General features: G+C 42.7%; 11 protein-coding genes and 1 pseudogene. 3 read left to right on the top strand and 9 right to left on the bottom strand.

Annotation, left to right across the window (positions count from 1 at the left end; genetic code table 11):
* Positions 1 to 33: 33 nt before the first annotated feature.
* From ACZ449_RS05690 to folP, 4 genes are read right to left on the bottom strand one after another with little or no spacing between them, the layout of a single operon-like run.
* Complete coding sequence (locus ACZ449_RS05690; protein ID WP_464260087.1) at positions 34 to 1,161, bottom strand: MGDG synthase family glycosyltransferase; 1,128 nt, start codon at positions 1,159 to 1,161, stop codon at positions 34 to 36.
* Positions 1,154 to 1,678: a 2-amino-4-hydroxy-6-hydroxymethyldihydropteridine diphosphokinase gene (folK, locus tag ACZ449_RS05685; protein WP_464260086.1), complete on the bottom strand. Its 525-nt coding sequence runs from the start codon at positions 1,676 to 1,678 to the stop codon at positions 1,154 to 1,156. The genes ACZ449_RS05690 and folK overlap by 8 nt, the downstream gene beginning before the upstream one ends.
* Positions 1,675 to 2,043: a dihydroneopterin aldolase gene (gene folB / locus ACZ449_RS05680; protein WP_464260085.1), complete on the bottom strand. Its 369-nt coding sequence runs from the start codon at positions 2,041 to 2,043 to the stop codon at positions 1,675 to 1,677. The genes folK and folB overlap by 4 nt, the downstream gene beginning before the upstream one ends.
* A gap of 11 nt (positions 2,044 to 2,054) precedes the next feature.
* Positions 2,055 to 3,257, bottom strand: coding sequence for a dihydropteroate synthase (gene folP, locus ACZ449_RS05675; RefSeq protein WP_464260084.1), 1,203 nt, complete (start codon positions 3,255 to 3,257; stop codon positions 2,055 to 2,057).
* A 121-nt stretch (positions 3,258 to 3,378) separates the two neighbouring features.
* On the opposite strand from folP, the gene ACZ449_RS05670 reads away from it, so the two are divergent.
* Complete coding sequence (locus ACZ449_RS05670; protein ID WP_464260083.1) at positions 3,379 to 4,431, top strand: nicotinate phosphoribosyltransferase; 1,053 nt, start codon at positions 3,379 to 3,381, stop codon at positions 4,429 to 4,431.
* Between the two features lie 71 nt (positions 4,432 to 4,502).
* Here ACZ449_RS05670 and ACZ449_RS05665 read toward each other — a convergent pair whose 3' ends face one another.
* From ACZ449_RS05665 to ACZ449_RS05655, 3 genes and pseudogenes are all read right to left on the bottom strand, one after another.
* Entirely contained in the window at positions 4,503 to 5,264 is a 762-nt protein-coding gene (locus tag ACZ449_RS05665) for a TPM domain-containing protein (RefSeq protein ID WP_464260082.1), read from the bottom strand.
* 24 nt (positions 5,265 to 5,288) lie between these two features.
* Complete coding sequence (locus ACZ449_RS05660) at positions 5,289 to 5,843, bottom strand: LemA family protein (protein WP_464260081.1); 555 nt, start codon at positions 5,841 to 5,843, stop codon at positions 5,289 to 5,291.
* Between the two features lie 83 nt (positions 5,844 to 5,926).
* A pseudogene (locus ACZ449_RS05655) lies at positions 5,927 to 7,455 on the bottom strand (YifB family Mg chelatase-like AAA ATPase).
* 598 nt (positions 7,456 to 8,053) lie between these two features.
* Here ACZ449_RS05655 and ACZ449_RS05650 point away from each other — a divergent pair.
* Both ACZ449_RS05650 and ACZ449_RS05645 read left to right on the top strand, forming a co-directional pair.
* Positions 8,054 to 8,290, top strand: coding sequence for a phage integrase N-terminal SAM-like domain-containing protein (locus tag ACZ449_RS05650; protein WP_464260080.1), 237 nt, complete (start codon positions 8,054 to 8,056; stop codon positions 8,288 to 8,290).
* 590 nt (positions 8,291 to 8,880) lie between these two features.
* A complete protein-coding gene (locus tag ACZ449_RS05645) occupies positions 8,881 to 9,102 on the top strand; it encodes a hypothetical protein (protein ID WP_464260079.1) in 222 nt (73 codons plus the stop codon).
* Positions 9,103 to 9,474: 372 nt separating this feature from the next.
* Here ACZ449_RS05645 and ACZ449_RS05640 read toward each other — a convergent pair whose 3' ends face one another.
* On the bottom strand, positions 9,475 to 10,149 hold the full coding sequence (locus ACZ449_RS05640) for a hypothetical protein (protein ID WP_464260078.1): 675 nt from the start codon (positions 10,147 to 10,149) through the stop codon (positions 9,475 to 9,477).
* A gap of 21 nt (positions 10,150 to 10,170) precedes the next feature.
* Positions 10,171 to 19,179: a two-partner secretion domain-containing protein gene (locus ACZ449_RS05635; protein WP_464260077.1), complete on the bottom strand. Its 9,009-nt coding sequence runs from the start codon at positions 19,177 to 19,179 to the stop codon at positions 10,171 to 10,173.
* Between the last annotated feature and the right edge of the window lie 13 nt (positions 19,180 to 19,192).

Genomic DNA, 19,192 nt, shown 5'->3' with positions numbered 1-19,192 from the left:
GTCAAGGGCCTAATGGCCTAATTTAAAGATTTTTTATAATAAATTAACATTTTCAGCAATTATTTTCGCAATATCTGCCGCTGCATTCGGTCGACCAAGTAAAGCAGCTTGCTGACATAGCGCAGACAAATCATTATTATCCTCAAATAAGAGCCGTGTTAAAATACCTTGCAGTTCCGGTAGAGAATCTGCCCTTAGAGCAACATGGCTATCCAATAAGAACCGCGTGTTTGCTTCTTCCTGCCCCGGTATAGGACGAAAAATGATGAGTGGTACAGCCTTAGTCAAAGCCTCCGCCGAACTCATTCCACCAGGTTTGGATATTAATAAATCGGCAACACTCATTAACTCATGCACATTATCGACAAAACCTAAAACCTTGACCGGATGCGTACTGGTTGCTGCAAACTGAACAAGCTTCCGATAAAGCGCCTGGTTCTTTCCCGCTACCGCTATTAGCTGTAACGGTCTGTCAATTTGATTACATACATTTAAAATCTTATCTATCGGTAAAACACCTGCACCGCCGCCCATAATCAGAATATTCTTCCGGTCATTAGAAAGGCTAAACTTCGCAAGTAGCTCAGCTTTACTACTTGTTTGACTAAAGTTATTACTAACAGGTATTCCTGTAACGACAATAGCGTCAGCAGCGATACCATGATTACGCAAGTAATGCACCATAGCAGGGTGAGCTACAAAATAGCAACCTATTTCGGGGTATACCCATAGACGATGAACAATAAAATCCGTAATGATAGCTGCCGTTGGAACAGTAATTAATCCTTGTTTCTTTAGCCAAGCTACTAAACCCGCTGGAGTTGCATGCGTACATACAATCACGTCTGGCTGAAATTCATTGATATAATTTAGCATGCGTTTAGCAAGCAATTGGCTAATTAACTCCCGTCCCAACAGTGCCAAACGGCTTTGATTTCCCCAGCCATAGGCCGTTCCGTAGATCGCCGGAAAAGCTTCAAGTATTTTTAGGTATATCGCAAGTATTGTCTTGCCAATGGCTGGGGGAAAGAAATCAAATACATTGCATAACTCTGTTTGACAAGCATGGTTATCTCTAAGGATTTGACTAACTGCTTGCGCTGCCCTAATATGTCCTGCGCCTATCGGAGCGCTAATAAATAAAATTCGCTTATTAATCAAGAGTAGCCGCCTGCTCAGAAGGTTTTATCGCACCATATACATTGACTTGGCTGTCATCTATGGTGGCCATCAGCAGTTCTTGTGCCGTCTTTCCTTTGTATACTTTTGAATTGCCGGCAATCTCCGCTAAGGGAATTAAAACGAATTTTCTCTCAGACATGCGCGGATGAGGAAGATCAAGCGCAGTAGTAGTCATCTCCACGTCATGATATACCAAAAGGTCAATATCAATGTTACGGGGACCCCAGCGAACTTCTCGAACCCTTCCCATGTGTTGCTCAGTGGCCAGACAGATAGTAAGCAGCTCCATGGGCGTTAAATCAGTACCAATAGCAATTACTACATTGAGAAAGCTCGGCTGCTCTCTCAAGCCCACCGGTTCTGTCTCATATAATAGTGACACCTTTTCAATAGATATTCTAGGGTGACTGCCTAGCAGGTTTATTGCTGTAGCAATGTTTTCTTCTCTGGTATGCATAGTGTTGCTGATATTAGAACCCAGTCCCAAAACAATCATTGATCACGTCTCCGAACAGACTCAACTTCGACATAATCAAGTGCTGCCGCAATTGGCACCGAGGGTTTGCGCACCCGTACAACCACTTCTTCTACAAGAGGGTGTAATCGCAAAATTTCCCCGGCAATATGGTAGGTTAATGCTTCCAGAAGCTGAAAGCGATGGTTTTCTACAATCTCTTTAGTTTGGTTATATATCGATACATAATCTACCGTTTCTTGGAGGTTGTCGCTTTTGCCAGCCTGGCTTAAATCAGCTTTCAGATCAAGATCAACATAAAAACGCTGCCCTAATTCCCGTTCAAATTCATATACCCCATGAAAGCCGTAAAACACCATGTTTTTTAAAGATACTCTATGACTCACTTTAACTCCCCCTATTTATATTTGGCATTAAGCATTGCATCAGTCATACGAACAATGCGGGCGATGGCTTGTACATCATGTACCCTAACAATATTTGCACCTTTAGTAATTCCTACAGCAACAGTAGCTGCTGTTCCTTCCACCCGGTCACTAGGCGGAGCATCTAAGATATCGCCGATAAACCGCTTGCGTGAAGTACCTAAGAGTATCGGGCAACCAAGCGACTTAAGTTCGTCTAGCCGGGACATGATTACCAGATTGTCTGAACCCTTTTTGACAAAACCGATACCTGGATCTACAATAAAGTTATCTGACCTTATGCCAGCAGTCTCACCAATCTGCATACTACGCCGTAAAAATTCAAGCATATGCGACATAATATCCCTTTGATATTCAGCCTCGCCCTGATTATACATAATGACTACCGGTGCATTATATTCGGCTGCTACTTTAGCCATTTCAGGATCAAACTGCAGACCCCAGATATCATTGATAATGTGAGCACCCGCTTTTAGTGTCTCCCTGGCAACACTGGCTTTATAAGTATCAATAGAAATCGGTACACTAGAAATATCTAAAACTTTTTCCAGTACAGGCATTAGCCTTTCCAATTCTTCTTCGGCCGAGATTTTACACGAACCATATGGCCTGGTAGATTCGGCACCAATATCAATGATATCAGCACCATCGTTAATCATTTGTTCAGCATGCTTTAAGGCTGCATCCAGATTGTTAAACTTTCCGCCATCAGAAAAAGAATCTGGCGTAAAGTTTAAAATGCCCATAACTAAGGTTTTTTCCGGAGAAATTGATAGCGTGTGCGCCCCTAGCTTATAGCTACGCTGGGGGAATTTTTCGTCAGCCGCTATTATAGCTTCCAATTCCCCAGCAAGTTTTTTCAGGCCCCATGGCTGAACTTTGAGTTGGGGAATGCAGTGTTTGAAATGTTTTAAACTACCGCTTAACAGCACATCGGTATATTGACTGCTATAATCAGCTGTTCCTCTAGAAACCGAAGCCTCACCGCCTTTAGAAAGAAAAGTCTGCTTTAAAATAAGCGCAGCCTTGTTTACTACATTTTCAACTTTTATCGTTTTATAAACAGCCTTATTTGACATAATGGCGGCTCCTGCGGGGTCACACTGAACCGTTGCCACTTCTTTTCGGGCCTGTTCCTGATTTTTTATTTCAATTACTCGCATATTATATGTCATTAGCATCCTCCCCTATTGCGGAAAAATATGATTTTATTGTATCATAAAATTATGTAGAATAAAGATTATTATGCAAATTTTAGAGAATTACTATTAAATTTGCAAATCTAGGAGGCCTATCATGAGACAACGCCTATCGCCTGATCGTTTTAATCTCCCCATCGAACAGATAAAAAGTGGCTATTTCAGCGACAGTTATTTTTTGCGTACTCAAGAAATTTTGGTCAAAGACACCCATCATCCACGAGTAATAATGCAAGTGTTTCAACGTCAACATGCAATTGTATGTGGTGTTGATGAAGCTATTGCTATTCTCAAAAAATGTGCTCACAATCCGGATAGTTTAGTTATTCATGCGTTGTATGATGGCGATCAGATTGAACCCTGGGAAACTGTTATGACCATCGAGGGCGATTTGGCAGATTTTTCACATCTAGAAACAGTTTATCTTGGCTCGCTTTCTCGCCAAAGTAAAATTGCCACAAATGTACAGCGAGTAGTACAGGTTGCTAATGGCAAGCCTGTGTTGTTTTTCCCTTCACGTTTCGATCATTATGCAGTCCAGGCGGCTGATGGTTATGCGGCTCATATTGGTGGCGTATTTGGTGTTTCTACTCCTGCCAATGGCGCACTCTGGGACGCTGAAGCACTTGGTACTATTCCCCATTCTTTAATTGCTGCTTACGGTGGTGACACTATCCGAGCTACAAAAGCCTTTGATACCCATACAGATCCGCATATAGGCCGAGTAGCGCTTATTGATTTTTCCAATGACTGTGTTGCCACAGCATTAGCGATAGCCAGAGAGATGGGCGATTCTCTCGGAGGAGTTCGCCTCGATACGGCTGATACCCTTGTTGATGTTTCTGTATTACCTTATATGGGTACCTTTAAACCTACTGGCGTCTGTGCACAACTAGTTCTAAATGTCCGGCAAGCTCTTGACCGCGAGGGTTTTAACCATGTAAAAATAATGGTGTCTGGCGGTTTCAACGTCGAGCGCATCAAGCAATTTGAAGCAAATAATGTACCTGTTGATGTTTATGCTGTTGGGAGTAGTTTGTTTAATGACAATATCAACTTCACGGCAGATGTAGTTATGGTAAATGGCCAACCCAGCGGCAAAGTTGGGCGCAGTTACCGTCCTAATCCTCGTTTGACTTTAGTAAAATAATGAACAAAAAAGGTGAAACAACCATCAGGTTGTTTCACCTTTTTTGTTCATTATTATTTAATAACCTACAGCTACCACTTTCGGCTTGAGCCACCGCCGCCACCTGAGCCACCACCATAGCCACCGCCTGAACCACCACCACCACCGCCACGAATGCGCAGTAATGAAAGGATAAGATAGGTGATACTGCCACCCAGAAACAGCCAATCACAGATAAATAGTACCAACGCGCCTGCTACTAATGCAACTTGTGCCCACCAGGGCAAAGTATCTAACATTGATTGGTTAGCCGCTGACTGTACCTTAGCTGGCTGGGCATTCGTATTTATATCCAGATTATACTCTTTAGCAGTTATACTAACTAACGCCTGATAACCATTCCAAATACCTTTATTATAATCATTGGCGGCAAAATAGGGTATCATATACTTATCTTGAATGGCACCTGTTTTAGCATCATTGAGGGCACCTTCCAAGCCATAACCTACCTCAATCCGCGATTGTCGATCATTTACTGCAACTAATAGCAGCACACCATTATTCAGCTGTTTATCACCAATACCCCATTGTCGCAGTACCTCCAAGGCATACGTCTCCACCGGGGCTTCCTCAAGAGACTTGACTGTCAATACTACAATTTGTGCTTTAGTCTTGGCCGCCAGCTTACTACCTAAACTATTGATTTTGCTCTTGGTTTCAGCATCCAGTACTCCAGCATGATCTTGAACATAGATACCCTGGGTTGGTGCCGGAGGAATTTGAGGCTGTGCCCAAGCACTGGCCGCTAATAATATATACCCCACCAAAACTAGCCAAGCTAACCGTTTATTCATAAGTTATCCCCCTTGCTTGGCAAATTAGAATTTAACCTGAGGAACTTGTTTTGCACCCTCTTCAGCTTTGAAATACTCTTTGGGACCAAAACCCATCATACCGGCAAACAGGCTTGTCGGCAAAGAATGTATTTTTACATTATAGCCTTGCACAGCGTCATTATAATCTTTTCGAGCCACAGCAATTCGATTTTCTGTACCGCTGAGTTCGTCCATAAGCGCCCGGAAATTTTGGTCAGCCTTAAGATTCGGATAGTTCTCAACGACAACCAATAATCTGCTAAGTGCTGAATTTAGTTCAGCATTTGCTTCTGCCTTACCAGCCGGTCCTTGTGCCCCCGTCAGCTTTGCACGGGCATCAGCCACAGCTTGAATCGCCTGTTGCTCATGAGCAGCATAGCCTTTTACAGTATTAACTAAATTGGGAATCAAGTCAGCTCGCCGCTGCAACTGATTTTCAATCTGACTCCACTTACCATTAACGCTTTCATTCATGCTAACCATTGAATTGTAACTGAACATGGCACCTACCAATAATACTCCAACTATCGCGATAACAATCCAGACTGTCTTATTCATCTAAAAACCCCCTTACTATTTTTCAAAAAGACTCCCTACTTATTATATCTAACCTGGATAAATATATCAGTAGTGAATGGTAATCATTTCCGGGAAATTGTTTGAAAATCATTGCGAAATTGAATGGCTTCCGCAATATGAGTTGCTTCAATTTGCTCCATCCCACTCAAATCAGCAATAGTCTGAGCAACTTTTATTATTCTGTCATAGCCCCGTGCACTAAGATTCATCTTGATAAACGCTTGCTTAAGAATATCTGTCGACTCAGCTGTCAGCTTGCATAGTTTTTTTATATGCTTGTGCTCCATTTGGGCATTTGCATAGAAGCCAAATTTTTGGAGCCGTTTGTGCTGAATCACCCTAGCAGCCTCTACCCGACGTCGGATAACAGCTGATGACTCTTGCTCCGTATTTCTTACTAAATCGCCATACTCAAGCCGTGGCACGTGAATTGTTAAATCTAAGCGGTCTAATAATGGTCCAGATATTTTTTTCTGATAACGACGGATGTCATTATGTGTGCAAGTACACTCTCTTGACGGATCAGAACTAAAGCCACACGGACATGGATTTAATGCGGCAATAAGCATGAGTTTCGCAGGATAGGATAAGGTAGCGTTAACTCGTGAAATAGTTACCTCGCCATCTTCAAGCGGCTGACGCAGGACTTCGAGTACGGTACGGGGAAATTCAGGCAGTTCATCCAAAAACAGCACACCATTATGACTTAATGTAACCTCCCCTGGTCTTGGAATACTTCCCCCCCGATCATACCTGCAGTTGACACAGTATGGTGCGGACTGCGAAATGGTCGATTGCGGACTAAGCCAATATTATTTTTGAGCATTCCCGCGACACTATAAATTTTTGTTACTTCAAGTGACTCTTGTGCTGTCATATCAGGCAATATTGATGGAATTCGTCTGGCAAGCATTGTTTTCCCCGAACCTGGCGGTCCAACCATCATGACATTGTGAAAACCAGCTGCCGCTATTTCAAGCGCCCGCTTGGCAACGATTTGACCCTGTACATCGGCAAAATCAAGTTCAGCATCAATAGTTTGACCTTCCGGTAAATTTGGAAGTGCAGAGGGCAAAATTTTCTCACCTTTTAGGTGAGAAATAACCGCAGCTAGTGTTTCAGGTGCATAGACTGTCAATTTCCCAGCCAATAGCGCTTCTTGTACATTTTCCGGAGCTACAATCATTTCTGATATATTATTATCTTGGCAATTAACCGCCATCGATAATATGCCTGATATTGCCCGTAAGCGTCCTTCTAACGACAATTCCCCGGCAAACACCTGACTGCGGCAATTCGTTGGCTTAACTTGGCCACTTGCCGCTAAAATACCTACAGCAATCGGCAAATCTAGTCCTGAACTATCCTTTTTAATATCAGCCGGTGCTAAATTTACGGTAATACGTCGAACAGGAAATTCAAAGCCACTGTTTTTAATAGCTGCCCGTACGCGTTCCCGCGATTCACGAACAGCAGTATCCGGTAATCCCACAATATCAAGGCCGGGAATGCCATTGGCAATATCCACTTCAACGGTTATCTGTATACCGTTTAATCCTAATGTTGTTGAACCAAAAGTTTGTGCAAACACCAGTTACCCCCACTGCTATTCAGCCACCAAATGCATTTATAATGTGATTACATTTAATCGAATCTTTTACCAGATACACTTTGAAATATCAAAGTTGCAGGCACTATCGGTGATTCCTCGCTTATTTAAGTCTATTTATTGTATGTAATGAATCCTCTGTTGCGATAATAACGCAGTAATCTGCGCGAATGTCACCTGCATTGTGTCCAAGGGTAAAATACCCAAAAATCCAGATGTTTTAGTTATTCTGGATAATTACTGCAAATCCTTCCTATTTAAAGGAAAAAGTGAAACGGCTACCTTTTTTAAAACAATCCTTTGTAAAAATAAAAGGAGCGAGAGAAGAACGAAATCGCTCACGCGATGGCCTTGGTAATCCTCCATAATAAAAAAATCATAAAAAAAGTGAAAAGTACGCCCTTTTATAGTATTGTTTAATCGCCAAACCAAACAAACCAGAAAGGAAAGCGTACTTTTCACTTTATGATTATACCATGTCCTAAGATTGAAATACATACGTTTTTTTACACAACAAGAGCTCCTCCTGATGCCATGCATTGGCTTCACAAAACCAAAAAAATCAGGAGGTAGTATGTCTATGCAACAATATAAACAGAAGATCGAACTATACTTTGAACTTAAAGGGACTCCGGATTCTTCGCAGGAATCCTATTTGCGAAGAATCTTTGCATTCGTCAATTACATGCAAAATCAGCATAAATGCATGGAAGACATTACAGATAGCGATATCCAACAATATATCCTCTACAGGGTGTCAAGGGCAGGGTGTCAAGGGGACGGGGTTGTCGACACCTTTTTTATGCTTTTAAAATAACAGGGTGTCAAGGGGACGGGGTTGTCGACACCTTTTTTATGCTTTTAAAATAATACCTCTATTAATGCCAGTAAGTCTTTCGATTTGCCGAATCGACTCTGCCGGTTTATTCCTCGCATAATTATATGGTAAATTCCGCTTCTACTTTTCTTTCTTGCTGTTCTTGGCATTATTTCACCCCCAGCTTTATCTTATTACGTAGTTATATTGTTGTCAATAACCCCGTCCCCTTGACACTCTTTAAATCATTTTCTGGAATCATTTATTCAAGAGCGAGCGCTTTTTGCTCAGCGTAGCATACCCTTGACTGAATGGCGGAAGGAGATATAATTTGCCAGAACAGGGAAATCCATTACGACAATGTTATTTTTAACTCATCTTCCTCACTGGCTTACCCTGCGTGACGGTGGCTCATTCTACAACGCGACAGTGGCTCTCTATGTGCGTACTCATTGCTCTGCCGAGACGAAATATTCACTTGGAAATATCATAATCCTTTATTTGGTAACCAAGTATTAGTCCATAGCACCTGATAATTGTAAATAGACCATTAGTAGATTATAATGATATCAGCATAGGAGGTGCTAACTATGCCCAAGAATAAGAATATAATCAAATGCGGAACCATTAATCCGAATACCTTGAAAATCGCCGGCAAACCTAATCGGGCAATGACCCCAGAATTAAAACTGGCCCCTACCTGGATTGACCGAAAAAACGACTATAGGCGTCATAAAGAAAAGCAAAAAATCCGCCATTATTCCGATGATTATGGAATATGGCGGATTTTTATTTTATTCCTCGTTAATTAGATTCCTACTATCCGAGTAAATTATGTCACTTACACCGCTGAAAATATAAATCATAAATATATACTAATTCAATCCTCAAACTAGGATCCGTTGTGGTGGAATTTATTGTGGAAATTGTTCCGGTAATGGTTATGGGGGTAGTTGTCCGTTTTTTGGTGGTAATGAGTCTAAGTCATTCTGATTCACCAGATTTGATTTTGACGGATTATTAATAGGTAATATTATCCAGTCGTTGTTTAATCATCAGACGACACCTGAGAGGCAAAAAGATGTCAGCGAATTTTTACGTCCACTGACCTCGTTTGTATAGAATAGACACTACTAGTTGTTACACAATTTATCATCTTATTGTTTCTTGGGAAATTACTAATTTTACTTCCATTTATTGAGATTCAATTTCAAATTTATAGCCGTGTAATCTACAAATTCTTTCATCTTTACTCTAATCATATCAGGCTGGGTTTTAACTAATTCTCGTAATTCTTGAACTCTATTATTACGTTCAACCTGATAATCATAGATTGGGGGTTGTGTAGTTTCTTCAAGATATGCAAGAAATGTTTGATCCGCAAATACAAGTTCCTCAAGATATAAATAGGTGTAAGCCAAGTATTCTTTTCGTATTACAGGTGCTATCAAATAAGGATTTCCAGGAGACCAACTATTAATAAAGGAAACAATACCTTTAGGATGCCCTGCCTCTTCAAACCACGGCAATGCATCTGTCCTTAATTGTTTTAAAATTTGTTCAAACTCCTTTTCCAATTCTGTTTCATCATCGACTAATCCCCATCCAGCACGTCTTTCACTAATGTGTCTTAGACGAGTTCCAAAGCCTAGATTAAGTCTTTCACAAGGAATATATAGTGGTTGAATTACTATATTGCAGTAAAACCCCCCTGGAGGAATTTCAAAACAAATCACATGCATTACACCTTGCTTGACCCTAACTAAAACTGTAGGATTTAAAAATATAAAATTATTTTCTTCTGCAAATCGCTTTAAGTATTTTTTTATAAGTATCTTTATTCTTTGTCCGTAAGTCAAATATTTTCACCCCTTAAAAAATTACGGTCTAATCTCAAATACCGGAACATTTGGTATAGCTAGGTTTCCTAAACTCCGTCTAATTGCCTCTACCCTGTACTGCGTTAAACCAGCCACTCCAGTCTTTAAATCATATACCGCGATGATTGCACCCTCAGCGTTGTATAAAACTGCATCCAGTCGTACAGCACCCGCAGTTCCATAGGTCGCTGGGCTACCATTAAGGAATGTTTGCTCAGTTTGAATTGCCTCATTCCCTGTACCTTTGATTAAATTTTGAAAAATGGTGTGCATCCTAGTTCCATCAACCCAAGCATTCACTCTCTGAGCTAATGTTAAAGACTCACTAGCCTGCGTAGCAAGTGCATCAAGTTGCCTTGATACCGTTACAACTTCATCTATTTCCTTTTCAGCCAAAGGAGCACCGACTCTAGATATATAAACAATTCGCGAGGCAGCTACTTCATCTAGTATAACACCGGACTCAGCAATAATTCCCATCCTTACCAAAATTGCTCGTAAAGCTGGGGCATCTTCACAGATTTGCACTATTTTTTCAAGCAATAAGTGAATGTAGTTGTCTCTCGTCCCTGAAACAGCTATTGTTCCTCCTGTTAGGGCATCACCCCCAACTAGATCAGATGCAACTGCACCAACTATTAAACTTGCCCATTCGTGCAATGCGGGATCTTTAATCTTCGACAATTCATTTTGAATAGCCTCGTTTGTTCCTGCCCCAACCGCACCAGATACAAAGTTACCACTAGCAAAATAGGACGCTATTCCACCTATCACAGTATGGAACAATGTTTTGTATTCTCCGCCTTCACTCCACTGCGCGATACGTCGTTCTGCATCAGCCTTAGCTTCAGGTGTTTTTGCATTTTTAAAATCTTCTTCTGCCTTTTGAAGCTTATCGAAGGCCAATTCCCCTATATAATTAAATGCTTCTTTAGTAAATACATTTGCTAATTCTTGTCGTTCTTGTACAGTTTTCTTGTCAAATATCTTACCTAGAGCATTTACTGTTCCGCTAAGATCACGACTAAGTCCACTAAGATCCGCATTAGGATTGCTACGAACTTCAATTGTACCAGGAGATATTGCAGATTTAGTTGTACTATTTGCATCACCTGACGCTGGTATACCAATATTCGGTGTAATACTACCATTCTTATCAAGGTTAACCCCTGTACTACTTGAATTGTAATCCGCCTTGTTTTGTATATCCGAGTAAGTTAGAGTACCTGTAGAGAGTTTGTTTTTATCTGGTGTAGCATCGCTGGAAATGACCGAACCTTTAAGGTCGGTGTTTTTACCTACAGTAATATCAAAGCCCTCTTTACCTGCATAAATCCCCGCCTGCTCCGTTACACTCTTATAATTTGAATTCGTCTTACTGGTTCCAGCAGAACCATGAACGCCACTAAGTTTGCCGGTACCAAAACCAATCCCTGCATTTTTACTACTTGCTTTATAATTTTCACTGTCCTGCAGACTGACAATATTCAAATCTCCATCGGCCTTAACGTCAACCTTTTCACCACTTACCTGTGATCCAATGATATTGGTATCTGCACCGGAGTGAATTGTTAATGTACCGCTGGCATCAACATTACTGCTGGTGTTCGTTATCGTAGTACCGTTTTCATTACCTTTACCGATTTGTGCGGAACCCGTAATTCCCATAAAATTGCCGGTTCCCAATCCTACAGTTGCCCCCAAAGACCAAGAAGATGAACTTGTTTTGTTGGTATTCTGCGCAATGTTTTGATCTGCCTCAATATTTACGTTACCTTTTTTAGCATCAAGCGTAACATCTTTACCGGATATGTTAGTTGCAACGAGATTGATATCTTCATCGGTGGCCGTAACTATAACGTTTCCACCGGCTGTTATGTTGGATGAATTAACAGTCTCCACATGTGTCGTTTGTTCTTGCGTCATTTTACTGCTACCGATACCGATATTGATGGAAAGAAGTCTGTCAATCTTTTGGTTTAATTTGTTTTTCTCGTTTTGCAATACGTCCTTTTTTGCTAAATTCGAAGGATCACTGGTAGACTCCTCCAATGCCTTCTTATAGGCATCTTTATATTGTTCGTAGCTAACAAGTTCTTTATTGAGATCCTTACTGTCTTGATAGGCTTTATAGATATATAAATCTTTTAATCGATTGTCCTCGACTTCTCCTGAGCGTTTAACAGAGTTGGCAATGGTAGTAGCCGCATCAATCAATTGCCCACCTAACGATACAGTTAATCCGCTTTGTTTGAATTCATACTTATATTGGCTGTCATAAGTATCAACTGAATTATCTAGTGTTACCTCTTTACCAGTAAGGCTGATGTCTTTGCCACTGACTATAGTTGTGCCTTCGCTGGTAACGTTGTTGCCGGCAGTGATGTTGACGTTACCGGCAATAGACCCTACAGTACTGCCAATTTCGTCTTTGACCTGCTCGTTGAGCGTTGTCTTTGTCGACTGAGTACCGATTGTAAAGCCAAATCCACCACCACTAAAGAGGCCGGATTTTTTCACTTTTTTATAGTGTTCGTCTTTGCCGGTTTCCTGGGCCGAAGTAATGTTTACGTCGTTATCAGCATGCAATGAAACGTCGTTCGTGGCAATAACCGTACTCCCTTTGACGGTAAGGTCTTTGCCGGCGTTGATTTCTACGGAATCACCGGAAATGCTGCTGCCGACGACTTGGTTCGTGAGGGAATAGTCCCGGGTGTCTTTGGTCTTGGAGGATAAGAAGCCGCTTGTTTTCTTATGTTTTTGCACAAGTGACTCATGCTTTTCTTTCACTTCCTGGATGGTTACATCGTTATCAGCCTTGATAGTAATTTTACCAGTATCGCTGTAGACGTTGCTGCCGGCGATATTGACGTTGCCGTTAGGGTTAGTTTCTTTACTGTCTTCGGGTTTAACCGCGGAAATACTAACCTTGCCGCCGGCCTGCAGGTTGCTGCCAATAACATATTCATCATCCGTACGGGTGCGCTTCCAATTACTGCTGGTTCCAGTCTTGGTATCCAGCAGTTCCTCATCTTTAACGGCGCTGATATTAACATTGCCGTCTACGGACTTGAGGGTAAGATCCTGACCTGCATTGATTTGAGCACCACTTAGATTGACATCTTGCTGGCTTGTCATCGTGATATTGTTGCCAGCTTTAATGCTACTGGTACTATTGGTCGTTGTATCATGTAAATAGTTTTTGGCAGTGGTATGCTCCGTGGTAGTTACGGCGCCGATGTTTACGTTGCGACCGGCGTCGAGAGTAATATTTTTATCTGCCGAAACTTTTCCACCGATGATCTTGATATCTCGTTTGGCATCAAGGGTTATACTGCCAGTCGCACTAATTTCTGCTGTTTGTCCGGCGATTGTCCGAGTGTTGTTGCCGGCCTTTTCATTATTTTCGGTTTTGGCGACAAAGGTTGTTGTTTCGTTCTTGATATCACGGCCAGCAAGAGTAATAGTATCGCCGATTATTTTACTGTTCTGGTTGAGTATATCCTGGCTCGTGGTAATCTGAACATTATCGGCAGCGATGATGGCACCGTTTGACCGTAAGCTGCTTTTTTGATTGGGAGCCAGATAAACGACCGGTACAAGAACCTTTTGACCCTGAACGTCTTGTTCCACCAGCCAAACCATATCGGACGTGAGCTGTGCCATTTGCTCAGCCGTTAGTGCCACACCCACCTGCAAATTGAACAGTTTAGCATAGCTCGCACCGTTAGTCATCAGCGCTTTATATTCATCCTCAGTAGAGGAATAGCCACTGAGAACTTCCCTCCCAGTCAACTCACTAATCTGTTCACGGACCAGTTTTTGCTGGTAAAAACCATCGCCGACTAGCTTCATTGTTTTTTCCGGATTAATGCCTAATTGTTTAAGCATATAGTCACTGGTAATAAAATTTTTATAATTGGCAAACCTGGGATCAGTCTCTACTAAATAGTGACTACCCGGTTCCGTATGGATCGTAAAGAGGCCATTGGATGGCAGCGTGATCTTCATACCTGTTTTGCTAACTACACCTGCACCGACAGTGTTTGTCCAGGTGCCGCTCGGATTAACAGTCATTCCACCGCTTTGTCCTAACGAATTGCTGCCTTGTAAGGTGGTGTTTCCTAGAACTGTTTGGATTGGCGTCACATTTGACGTTTGTGTCGATTGTAAAGTTGAAAAATTACCTCCGGTAACGTTTATGGGGTTTATAGTGATGTTATTTACGTTAGGACCATTAATAATTACCTGCTGTCCGCCACCGAAGATAGAAGTAGTACCAGGTAGTTGTTCGTAGATTGTTTCGTCATAAATGGTTTCGGGCTTATAAGCATCTTTAGGATTCTCATAAACACCCTCTTCGTCATAGTACGTATAATGTTGTCCACTATCTACCAAATGGCGCGTAATTGTTTTTGTCCTTCCCTGTGCTACGTTGTTTAACGTTCCACTTGTTTCAAGTGTACTAGCGGCAATAACCGAACTGTTATTATTATTCACGGTATTGGCGTGCAAGGTTATATTGCCAGCGGCTGATATTTTGCCTTCGGGAGAGTCCTGTGTAACAGTAGTTTCTTTAATCGTTTGGCCTAACATAAAGATTAACTTTTTACCGCTCCCCCACATTTCCTCCCAACTAGGTAGCTTTTCAGGATATACTAAAATTGCGGTACTTGGATCAATCAAATCTTTAATTAATTTTTCCCAATCATAACTATCACCTCCACCACCCTTATGGAATTTTACCCACCCCTCAATAAAATTGGAATACGTTTCCTCAGAATTCTCCTTTTCCTCAACCTCAAATATCCTCTTCTTATTCGTAATTTCACTCGCAGTTATAGCAATATTCCCATCCGCTTCAATCGTAGCCGATTGATTGAGCACTGGGCCACCGCTAGTAATCGTGATATTACCCATACTATAGATATTCGCACCATCTTTGTTTTCCACTGAACCAGTAGTATTAAGATTCACCGCATTAGTTGCAGCCAGAATTGCCGCATCACCGCTATTGCTAATGGCACTGGCCTGCACAGTCAGACTGCCGGCTGTTACCGTACCGGTATTGTTGAAGTTCTGACTGCTTACGTCAACCGCATTCCCGTCAAGTCGTCCACTATTGTTCACATCGCCTGTTGCCGATATTTTTAACAATTCTCCGGCTGATAAGGTAGCCCCCGCATTATTCGTCACAGCAGCAGCGTTTAGCGTGGTATTGCGCACTGCCGTAAGTGTGCTGTTATTGGTAATATTCTTCGCTGTTATATTAATATCACGGTTTGCCTGAACCTGAATGCTGTCATCCTGGATATAGTCACTATTTACGGTAATATTCACATCTTGACCGGCTGTTATTTTGCTGCCGGCTCCGCTTAGGCTTTGGGTAGTCAGATTAATATCGGTATTGGCGATAAGATTGCCGCTGGTGTTATTGATTGTACTTGCCTGCGCAGTTAACGTGCCGCCGGCACTGATAGTGCCATTTGCATTATTTAGGGCAGCATTACTTTGATTGAGGGTAATATTCTGCTGGGCCAAGAGTTTGCCGCCGGCGTTATCGATTCCCTGATTTGCATTAACGGTAAGGTTACCTTGGATTAAGACTTGTCCTCCTTGATTGACTAGGCTGGCAGCTGTTACGACGGTATCACCATTGCCGCCAATAAGGCCATTGGTATTTTGAACTGCCTGGTCTACTGTAATTGTTGTTCCGCTATTATCGAGATTCAGTACCTTACCACTTTGGTTGTCAAGCGACAGGGCTTTAAGTATCAGATCTTTGTTGGCCTGGATTAAGCCTTGTTGGTTATTGGTAATCGCCCCTTGAGCGGTTACTTGGACTCTGTCACCAGCCAGAAATCCCTGCGTGTTGGTAAGCGAAGATGCGCTTACTGTAAGCTGTTGCTGAGATATGATTGAACCATTGGTATTGTCAATAGCCTGGGTCTGAATGTCCACTTGGCTATTACCGGCGATTTTCCCGGCGTTATTCGTGAGGCCGTTTGTGGCAATGATGGCCAAGCTGCCTGTTCCGGCATGTTGAATTTGCCCGCTGCTGTTGGTAAGCGAACTACTTTGCAACGTCAAGGTATCCCCGTTGCTGGCAATGGTACCCTGGGCATTATTGATACTGCCTGTTGCTTTCAGGTTGGTAGCTGCCGTACCTGTTTGCTTGATAGTGCCGCCTCTATTGTTGATAGTAGTGGCGGTAATAGCCACGCTATCGGCCATGATCCGGCCTGCGTTGCCCTGAGTATCCCGATCGTTGGTTACGTTACCGGCAGCCGTTATAACTAAGGCTCCATTGGCCTGAATATCTGCACCGGTAGTGTTTACATCGCCAGTAGTGGCGGTCATGGTTGCATTTGCGCCGGCATACGTTGTCCCTCCGGACTGTTCAATGGCCGTGCCGGTGATGGCAAGGTCGCCGCCAGAGAGTGTTTGCCCTTTTGCGGTAACAGCACCAATAGCATTAATGGTCAGGTTACCGGAAGTTCCAACACTGCCGCCACTTTGGATTCCTGCACCAAGTGATCCGGTAGAAACTACAGCCTGAGCCGCTATGGTCGTGTCTTTGGCTGAAGCAAGAATACCGGTATTGGTCAGGATATTTACATCATCCAACTTGGCGTTGCCTTGGGCATACATTGTCCCTTGATTGAGCAAATCGCCTTGTAAAATGAGGTTCATATCACCCGTACTTGTAATAGACGACGAGGCTCCACTGTTGGTCATGGTTTTGGAATGTACGGTTAGCGTATCTGCAGATAATTTACCGGTGTTAGTAAGATTTTGCCCCCAAATTGTAACGTCATCTGCGTCCATTTGGCCATTGTTTTTGATATTACCTAACGAAATGAGCGTTAAAATGTCGCCACCAGCCAGAGTAGCACCGCTATCATTGGTTAAGTCATATGCAGTCACATAGGCATTTCTGACTGCCGTAATACTTCCTTGGTTCATGACTGTACCGCTTACATCAATACTCATGTCACGATTGGCCTTTATTTGACCACCGGGACTATTCGTTAGATTTCCTGCTAAAAATAGCTGAAGATCTTGCCCTGAGATGATTTGACCGTTCCCTGTTAGGCTATTTGCGGCAAAATATAAATTATTGTTTGCAATCAGATTACCACCGGTATTATTGGCTGCTGCTACATGAACAACTAGCTGCCCACCGGCACTGATAGTGCCTCCTGCATTGGTTAAGTCGGACCCGCTGCTACCTAGAGAAATGTCTTTTCTGGCGGAAATTGTACCACTGGTATTATCCGTGGTTTGGTTACTTGCTAAAACAAGGTCATCATTAGCCAGGATCTGTCCACTTTGGTTCTTAATATTTTGTGCTCTAACTTCTATTGTTCCGTTGCTGACGATCGTTCCTGACTGATTTTTCAAATTCTCAGTTGGTTTCACGGTTAGTTTCCCTGAACCGGCATGTTCAACTTTTCCCTGAGCATTATCGATACTAGTGGCTGAAAGGATAAGGTCAGAACCGTTCGTCGCTATGGTCCCCGCATTGTTGGCAATAGTATGGGCAGCAATCAGCTTGGTTGCACCGGAACCGGTTTGTGAAATGCTGCTACCTTGATTAGAAATGTCACCGGCGGTAATGGTGACTTGGTTTGCCGCAATTTGTCCGGCCACATGCTTAGCATTTTCGTTGTTATTTACCGTACCGGCAGCACTCATGACTAAGGCACCATCAACGTCAAGCTTGGCACCCGTATGAATGATGTCACCTTGGGTTGCTGTTATCATAGCGGAGCCGCCAGCATAGGTATTGGCACCGCTTTGGTCAATGGTTTTCCCGTATATGAAAAGGTTTTCACCGGCAATGTTGGTGCCGGTAGCTGTTATCGCATTGGTTGCACCTACTGCGAGATTACCGGTTGTATCAATGGTTCCGTCACTTTTTATACCGGCTGCAAGAGCTCCTGTTGAGTTAATGTTTTGTGCAATTACCGTAGTGTCTTTTGCAGCGACAATGATACCGGAATTGCTGAGTGTTCCTCCGCTGCTCACATTGGTATTCCCTTGAGCGTAAATCGTCCCTTGATTTTTTACACTATCAGTTGCGTTTATTGTTACCTGGCCACTGGCGCTCAGCTGACCACCTAGTGTTATTTTTCCATCGTTAGTTAGTGTGAGGTCCCCGCCGCTGGCAGATAGGGTGCCTTGGCTATTCACGCCAACCCCATGTTCTGTACCTACCAGTTTAATTTTGTTGGCGTACATACCGCCTAATGCACTAACATCAAGAGCAACCATGGGTTGATTGCCCTCTCCAGTTACAGTTTGTGTGTTTAGTGTGTTATATGCTACGTTGTTGCTGCCTGTCACAACGTTAACCTCTTTGGCCCAGATGCCGGCGTTAACGATAGCTGTCCGGCTAATTAGGTCGAATCGATCACTTTCGGTTGCGTCAATGCCGTCTTCTTCTACGTTAACTTGACCACCTGTTACGCGGAAAGCCTCGAGACTGCCGGTACCACCAAATACCGGTGCACCTGTGGTGAGAACACCACGGCTGGTATTTATAAAGCCAAAGCCATTACCAACTATCCCATTGCGGTTGGCAATAATGACATCAGCCCGCTGACCGGCCACTTCAAGATAACCAGCAAGGTGGCTGATATTGTTACCTGTTATTTCGTTAAGAATAATGCGGGCTAAACCGTCCTTAAGATTGGGATTGCCCTGAATATAGCCTGCAAGTTGAGTCTTAGACAATTTATATGAGTTATTAAGAATAAGTCCTTTACGGGTTATATCAAACTCTTGATAGAGGTTGCGTGATACTCCTGCCTTTGACGGCGCCGTGATTTGAATAACCGGCGTTCCATTTTGGGCGCTGTCAACAGTAGGCCGGTTTGGGGTTGGTGCATTAGGATCAGCAACCGCCTGGGCCATCACCAAAACTGGCTGCAGGCTAAATAGGGCTAACGTAATCCATGCTATTATTTTTTTAAGTTTTTTCTTTTCTGAACTAAAAGCGTTCATTCTATCCCCTCCA

The organism is Desulfosporomusa polytropa, assembly GCF_055380075.1.
Note: the sequence above shows the minus strand (reverse complement) of the source record. Positions and strands in the feature narration are given on the sequence as shown.

Excerpts from the sequence above, each read along its gene's own strand:
- folP (WP_464260084.1), bottom strand. The coding sequence starts at position 3,257 with ATGACATATAATATGCGAGTAATTGAAATAAAAAATCAGGAACAGGCC.
- ACZ449_RS05635 (WP_464260077.1), bottom strand. The coding sequence starts at position 19,179 with ATGAACGCTTTTAGTTCAGAAAAGAAAAAACTTAAAAAAATAATAGCA.
- ACZ449_RS05645 (WP_464260079.1), top strand. The coding sequence starts at position 8,881 with ATGCCCAAGAATAAGAATATAATCAAATGCGGAACCATTAATCCGAAT.
- ACZ449_RS05670 (WP_464260083.1), top strand. The coding sequence starts at position 3,379 with ATGAGACAACGCCTATCGCCTGATCGTTTTAATCTCCCCATCGAACAG.
- ACZ449_RS05660 (WP_464260081.1), bottom strand. The coding sequence starts at position 5,843 with ATGAATAAGACAGTCTGGATTGTTATCGCGATAGTTGGAGTATTATTG.
- folK (WP_464260086.1), bottom strand. The coding sequence starts at position 1,678 with ATGATTGTTTTGGGACTGGGTTCTAATATCAGCAACACTATGCATACC.
- ACZ449_RS05665 (WP_464260082.1), bottom strand. The coding sequence starts at position 5,264 with ATGAATAAACGGTTAGCTTGGCTAGTTTTGGTGGGGTATATATTATTA.
- ACZ449_RS05650 (WP_464260080.1), top strand. The coding sequence starts at position 8,054 with ATGCAACAATATAAACAGAAGATCGAACTATACTTTGAACTTAAAGGG.